Source organism: Cognatishimia sp., from assembly GCF_964229375.1.
Lineage (GTDB): Bacteria > Pseudomonadota > Alphaproteobacteria > Rhodobacterales > Rhodobacteraceae > Cognatishimia.
In genome coordinates, this window is the sequence record NZ_CAXREH010000011.1 from 1 (window position 1) to 6,015 (window position 6,015).

Consider the following 6,015-nt stretch of genomic DNA (forward strand, 5'->3'; position numbering starts at 1 on the left):
GAGGGTTTTTTCCAGCCAGGACAAAGACTTGTTGAAAGACCTCTGTGTGACCAACTGGGGGTCAGCCGCACCGTCATCCGCGAAACCATGCGCTATCTTGAGGCCGAAGGGCTGGTCGACATTCTGCCTGGCCGCGGGCCAATCGTCGCCAAGATCAGTCGCGAGGACGCGCGCCAGATTTACGACATCCGCCGCATGCTCGAGACCTCTGCGGCCGAAAAGTGAGCCCGGATGATCACACCAACGCGGTCCGCGTCGCTGGAGCGCGCGCTGGATCGTCTGAGGATGGGCTTTAAGGATGAAACGCCCGGGGCTTTGTTCCGGGCCTCGGCTGATTTCTATTCCGAGATCTTTGATGGTGCCGGCCACCATATCGCGTGGGAAATTGTCCAGCGTCTGAACGGGCGCATCAGCCGTTTGCGTATGATGACCCTGTCCGAAAGCAACCGGACACAGCCCGGCATCGCGCATATGGAGAACATCTGTTTGGCCATCACTTCGGGTGACGCAAGCGCGGCCCGTCGGGCTGTGATGGACCACCTGCAGGACACAGCCGCGATTGCCGACAGGCTTTTGGCCGCCGCAGAAGGGGGCGACGATGAGTGACGCAATCACGCCCAAGGGCTATTGGATCGCCAACGTCACTGTAACCGATCCCGACGCCTATCGCGGCTATCAGGACATCGCGCCCAAAGCGTTCGCGAAATACGGGGCACGTTTTCTTGCGCGCGGCGAGGCGGAGACCTTGGAAGGACACGACTGGCAGCGCCGCGTTGTCATCGAGTTTGACTCGCTGCAACGCGCACGGGATTGCTATGCCTCTGAAGAATACCAAGCTGCACGGGCAAAGCGGGCAGATGCCTGTCACGCTGATATTGCTCTGATCGAGGGTTTGGTATGAGTCGCGAGGCAGATACGAAGGTTGGGGCTCTGTGCCGTGCGGAGGGGCGGGACACAGAGGGCGTGCCTTTACGTAATGTAAGGTGCGCGGTCTACACGGAAAAATCAAAGACGGCTACTGCGACCAATCTCGCAAACCTCGACGAAAACGTGTTCAAAAGCGACTTAGCTTTTCGCCTGTTCTATGGCACGCTTCCCATGTATGTCGCTCTTGAAAAGGTGTTAGGCCCACGAATGCTTGTCCAAAAAAGTCTGAAACTCGCAAAAAACTGTCGTATTTCGGCCTCTGTGGACTCACGTCATGGTGTTTCTGAAAGGATCGGTGCGTGTCGCGCGGGTTTGGAGCAAAATCAAAATGCGTAAAAGCGTTTCGACCGGATCGCTAAAAACGACATGCAGCACGACAAAGAATTCGGTTGGGACACTGAGCCCGACCCAAAACAAATAAAGAAGTTTTAAGTTCAACAAGGGAGAACAATATGAAACTTAAAATGGTAAGCGCAGCGGCGCTTCTGACTGGAACGATGGCTGCCGGTACAGCGTCTGCTGACTGCGGCGACGTATCCATCACTCAAATGGACTGGGCGTCTTCTCAGGTTGTGACCGCAGTTGCGGCCTTCCTGATGGAGCAAGGCTATGGCTGTAACGTACAGCAGGTTCCATCGTCCACCGTTCCTGCTCTGACCTCTCTGGCAGAAACTGGCGAGCCTGACATTCTGACCGAAGTCTGGGCGAACTCTACCCCTGCATACGAAGGCCTGCTGGCTGACGGCAAACTGATCGAACTGACAGACGTTCTGTCTGACGGCGGTGTCGAAGCATGGTGGATCCCAGCGTATCTCGCAGAGTCCAACCCAGAGCTGACCACATGGGAAGGCATCATGGCGAACCCGGCGGCGGTTGGTGGCAAGTTCCACGACTGTCCATCAGGTTGGGCGTGTGACATCATCAACAACAACAACCTGAAAGCCGCAGGCATCGAAGGTTCCGGCCTCGAGCGCTTCCAGCACGGTTCCGGTGAAACACTGCAAACCTCCATCGCGGCAGCATATGACGCGAAAGAGCCATGGTTCGGCTACTACTGGGCGCCAACCGCGGTTCTGGGTAAATACCCAATGGTTCAGGTTGAGGTTCCAGCCTATGACGCCGAAGGCCACACCTGTAACGGTGACGCAGACTGTGCAAACCCAGTCTTCTCTGCGTACCCATCCTCCAAAGTTGTGACCGCTGTTTCTTCGGCGTTCATGGAGCGTGAGCCAGAAGTTGCTGAGCTGCTGAAGAACGTTGCATTCACTAACGCTCAGATGGGCGAAGTTCTGGCATGGCGTCTGGACAACAACGCGTCCAACGAAGAAGCGGCAGCTTACTTCCTGACCACCTACAAAGACGTGTGGGGCGACTGGCTGAACGACAAAGCCAAAGGCAACCTCGCAGCGCTTCTGCAATAATAATAAAATAAAAAGCCCCCCCGATCGACCGATCGGGGGGGTATTACCAAAGGGTGGAATGATGGCGTTTTATGATCGTCTTTTTCAGGCTCTCGGGCTTGAAGACTGGTGCGGAACAAAGGCTTCTGGTGGGTCGTTTTCGCTGGCGGACCTGGCCGCACAAAATAACGGACAAAGTGAGGCTGAAGGTGAGTTCTTTCCTTTTCCGTCGCTGGATAACTTGAATGAAAGCTGCGCTTCGGTCGGTCAAACTCGCGACGTTACCAAGGGTATCGAAGACGCGTTCCTGGCGGCAAAGCCTGCGCTAAAGTCGGTCCTTGACCCCATCACACAGCCTCTGAGCTGGTTGCTGGACGGCGCGCTGTGGCTGTTTGCGGCGATGCCCTGGTTCATCATGATTCCACTGCTCGTCTTTGTGTCCTGGAAGGCCTCTCGCAGCACTTGGGTCACGATATTTGTGGCATTCTCTATCCTTTTGCTGGCGTTCGTAGACCACTATGATGTCGCCATGCAGACCCTGTCGATCATTACGGTCTGTACGGGTATTTCTATTCTATTCGGCGTGCCCATCGGCATCGCCATGTCAAAGTCTGACCGATTGCAGAAGGCCGTCGTGCCCATACTCGATCTGCTTCAGACCTTGCCGACCTTCGTCTATCTGATCCCGCTTATCTTCTTGTTTTCTGTTACGGAATCCAAACTCTACGGTATCGCGATCATCCTTTACGCGATTGTTCCCGTCATTCGCCTGACCGATTTGGGCATCCGCCTTGTGGATCAGGATGTGGTCGAAGCGGCCAATGCCTTTGGCATGGACTCGCGTCAGAAACTGGTCAAAGTCGAGCTTCCGCTTGCGCTGCCTAACATCATGGCTGGTGTGAACCAGACGATCATGATGTCGCTGGCGATGGTTGTGATCGCGTCTCTGGTGTCTGCACCGGGTCTCGGTGTGAACGTTCTGCGCGGCATTCGGAACCTTGAGTTGGGCGTCGGTATCGTCGCTGGTATTGGCATCGTGCTTTTGGCGGTCATTCTGGACCGTGTGTCAAAAGCGGCTCTGTCACGTGTCGACATGACACGTCAAAAACACTGAAGGAACGCGTGATATGAGCGATCTCCCAAAAGTCCGTATCTCTGGGCTCTTCAAGATTTTCGGGTCCAATGACAAAGAGATGGTCAAGCACGTGCAAGGCGGCATGGGCAAAGCCGAGCTGCTTGATAAGCACCGGCATGTTCTGGGCCTGCGCGACATCAACGTCGATATGCAGGCTGGCGAAATCACCGTGGTTATGGGGCTGTCCGGCTCTGGTAAATCCACGCTTATTCGCCACCTGAACCGTCTGATCGAACCGACCGCAGGTCAGGTTATGATTGACGGCGAAGACGCGCTGAAGCTGTCGGAAACCTCCCTGCGCAAGCTGCGTCAGGAAAAGATGACGATGGTGTTCCAGAAGTTCGCGCTGCTGCCGCACCGCACTGTTCTTCAGAACGCGGCTCTGCCGCTCGAAGTACAGGGCGTTCCAGCAGATGAGCGCAACAAAGAGGCGCAGAAGTGGCTGGCGCGTGTGGGTCTTGATGGCTTTGAGAGCCACTATCCGTCGCAGCTGTCAGGCGGCATGCAACAGCGTGTGGGCATCGCCCGCGCGTTGACGGCAAACACGGACATCATGCTGATGGACGAAGCCTTCTCGGCGCTGGACCCGCTGATCCGGACGGACATGCAGAACCTCTTGCTGGAGCTTCAAACAGAGCTTCACAAGACGATTATCTTCATCACGCATGATCTGGACGAAGCGCTGAAGCTTGCGGACCACCTTGTGATCCTGAAGGACGGCGCAGTTGTGCAGCAGGGCGAGCCTCAGGGCATTCTGCTGAAACCAAGCGACCCGTATATTGAGGATTTTGTCAGCGACATTAACCGCGCCCGCGTTTTGCGTGCCAAGTCGGTGATGAAGCCTTTGGACAAAGAGCGCAAACACAACGCTGACATTCAGATCTCGGCCAACCTCGAAAGCCTGATCGCAATGTCGGGCGGCTCGACAGAGTACTCCTTCCGGGTGATGGACGGCGACAAGGCGGTCGGTCAGATGGACATGCAGGATCTTGTCGAAGCGCTCGTGCCGCGCGTGTCTGGCGGCGGTAACGAGACTGCGGCTTTGTAGTAATCCCTAGCCTTTAGGCTCGGCTGAAGACAAACTCGCCCGCGACACCAAATGGCGTCGCGGGCGATGTATTTTGGTGGGGAGGGGCGTTAGCTGCGTAGGAAAGACCGAATGACCCGCAAGTCGCTGCGCTGTTTCAAATAGACCAGCGACTCCGCCATTTTCAAATCGCGTGCCGCCAGACCTATACGTGTCAGGCGGGGATCGTTGCCGATTTCCGCCTCGGACACAAATCCAAGACCAGTGCCGCTGGCGACGACTTCGAGCATAGCTTCGCGACCCTCTACGACCATTTCAGGCTTCAGGGTGACCTTTTCGGCCATTGCGGCGCGTTCCAGTTTCTGGCGTGTCTTTGAGCCGGGTTCGCGGAACACCAAAGGAAAGCCCTTGAGATCCTGCATCGTCAGACGTTTCTCGGTTTCGACGTCAAAGGGCTTGGCGGCGACGGCAACGATATCGGCCTCGCCAAGACTGACCTTTTCAAATTCCGAACCGGGGTTTTCGCTGCCGACGATGCCGATTTCCACGTCATAGCTTCGCAAGTTCGCCAGCACGTCCTCGCTGTTGCCGGTGCGCACGGTGACTTTGACTTCGGGATACTTCTGTCGAAACCGCAGCAGACGATCCGAGAGGTGAAACGCGCTGTCCACCATAATCCGCAGATGCCCTGTTAATACAGAGCGACGTTCTGACAAAATGTCGTCGATCGTGTCTTCCAACTCAAACAACTGTTTGGTTTTCAAGAGCAAATCCTCGGCCAGAGGGGTCAGAGTGATCTGCTTGCGTTCACGGTTAAACAGCAAGATGTCGTTGTCTGATTCAAGCTTGCGCACCTGTTCGGAGATAGCGGGTTGCGTCAGAGACAGCGCCTCTGCCGCGCGGGAAAATCCGCGCAACATGGCCACATAGTGAAACGCCCGGATTTGACTGTAGTTCACCGCTGCCTCCCGTTTTCTGGTCACGTCATAACCCAAAGGTTCAGGTTTTGTAAGGCTGCTAACGGTTAGCTGTGCAAATGGGTCGAGCGCCCAGAAGCGGCCCAGATCCGTGTGGCAGGATCAACGTCACTCTTCGGGTTCAAAAGGACCGCCAGCTAAGCAGCACGTCCGATGCGATGAAGACATGCGCACGTGCAGCCGCCGGTCCAAAACCAACCACTTAGCTCACAGCACTATGCGCGGATACCGCAAAGCTATGGGGTATCCGCAGCGCTATGGGGAACCCTACAAGCGTTTAGAAGTCGAGGTTTTCCACGCTCAGCGCGTTTTTCTGGATGAACTCCCGGCGCGGTTCCAACACATCCCCCATCACCTTGGTGACCAGGTCGTCTGCCTCGGCCATGTCTTCGACTTTCACCTGAAGACGCGTGCGTGCATCTGGGTCCAGCGTGGTTTCCCAAAGCTGGTCAGGGTTCATTTCGCCCAGACCCTTATAGCGCTGCAGTGCCAGCCCACGCTCGCCTTCTGACAAGATCGCGTCCAGCAGGTCCAGTGGCCCGTGGATGA

Annotated in this window: 7 protein-coding genes and 1 pseudogene; 6 read left to right on the plus strand and 2 right to left on the minus strand. The window is 56.2% G+C overall.

All coding sequences use genetic code 11. The features are described from left to right. The 6 genes from ACEQWH_RS01060 to ACEQWH_RS01085 all read left to right on the plus strand — a co-directional run. On the plus strand, positions 1–225 hold a 225-nt coding region (locus ACEQWH_RS01060; RefSeq protein WP_370227490.1), incomplete at its 5' end, for a GntR family transcriptional regulator. Between the two features lie 6 nt (positions 226–231). Then, a complete protein-coding gene (locus tag ACEQWH_RS01065) occupies positions 232–606 on the plus strand; it encodes an FCD domain-containing protein (RefSeq protein ID WP_370227492.1) in 375 nt (124 codons plus the stop codon). After that, on the plus strand, positions 599–901 hold the full coding sequence (locus ACEQWH_RS01070; protein WP_370227493.1) for a DUF1330 domain-containing protein: 303 nt from the start codon (positions 599–601) through the stop codon (positions 899–901). The genes ACEQWH_RS01065 and ACEQWH_RS01070 overlap by 8 nt, the downstream gene beginning before the upstream one ends. Positions 902–1,379: 478 nt before the next feature. Continuing rightward, a complete protein-coding gene (locus ACEQWH_RS01075; RefSeq protein ID WP_370227495.1) occupies positions 1,380–2,348 on the plus strand; it encodes an ABC transporter substrate-binding protein in 969 nt (322 codons plus the stop codon). Between the two features lie 61 nt (positions 2,349–2,409). Then, positions 2,410–3,441, plus strand: coding sequence for an ABC transporter permease (locus ACEQWH_RS01080; protein ID WP_370227497.1), 1,032 nt, complete (start codon positions 2,410–2,412; stop codon positions 3,439–3,441). Between the two features lie 13 nt (positions 3,442–3,454). Beyond that, positions 3,455–4,510 carry a glycine betaine/L-proline ABC transporter ATP-binding protein gene (locus ACEQWH_RS01085; protein WP_370227499.1) on the plus strand — a complete coding sequence of 352 codons (1,056 nt, stop codon included), beginning with the start codon at positions 3,455–3,457 and terminating at the stop codon, positions 4,508–4,510. A gap of 89 nt (positions 4,511–4,599) precedes the next feature. Here the strand turns inward: ACEQWH_RS01085 and ACEQWH_RS01090 are convergent, their stop codons facing one another. Continuing rightward, positions 4,600–5,448 carry a LysR substrate-binding domain-containing protein gene (locus ACEQWH_RS01090; RefSeq protein WP_372521379.1) on the minus strand — a complete coding sequence of 283 codons (849 nt, stop codon included), beginning with the start codon at positions 5,446–5,448 and terminating at the stop codon, positions 4,600–4,602. A gap of 295 nt (positions 5,449–5,743) precedes the next feature. Continuing rightward, positions 5,744–6,015: pseudogene (locus ACEQWH_RS01095) on the minus strand (DNA gyrase subunit B); the annotation flags it as partial.

Coding starts and splice junctions, on each gene's coding strand:
- ACEQWH_RS01065 (WP_370227492.1), top strand. CDS start 232: ATGATCACACCAACGCGGTCCGCGTCGCTGGAGCGCGCGCTGGATCGT.
- ACEQWH_RS01070 (WP_370227493.1), top strand. CDS start 599: ATGAGTGACGCAATCACGCCCAAGGGCTATTGGATCGCCAACGTCACT.
- ACEQWH_RS01075 (WP_370227495.1), top strand. CDS start 1,380: ATGAAACTTAAAATGGTAAGCGCAGCGGCGCTTCTGACTGGAACGATG.
- ACEQWH_RS01080 (WP_370227497.1), top strand. CDS start 2,410: ATGGCGTTTTATGATCGTCTTTTTCAGGCTCTCGGGCTTGAAGACTGG.
- ACEQWH_RS01085 (WP_370227499.1), top strand. CDS start 3,455: ATGAGCGATCTCCCAAAAGTCCGTATCTCTGGGCTCTTCAAGATTTTC.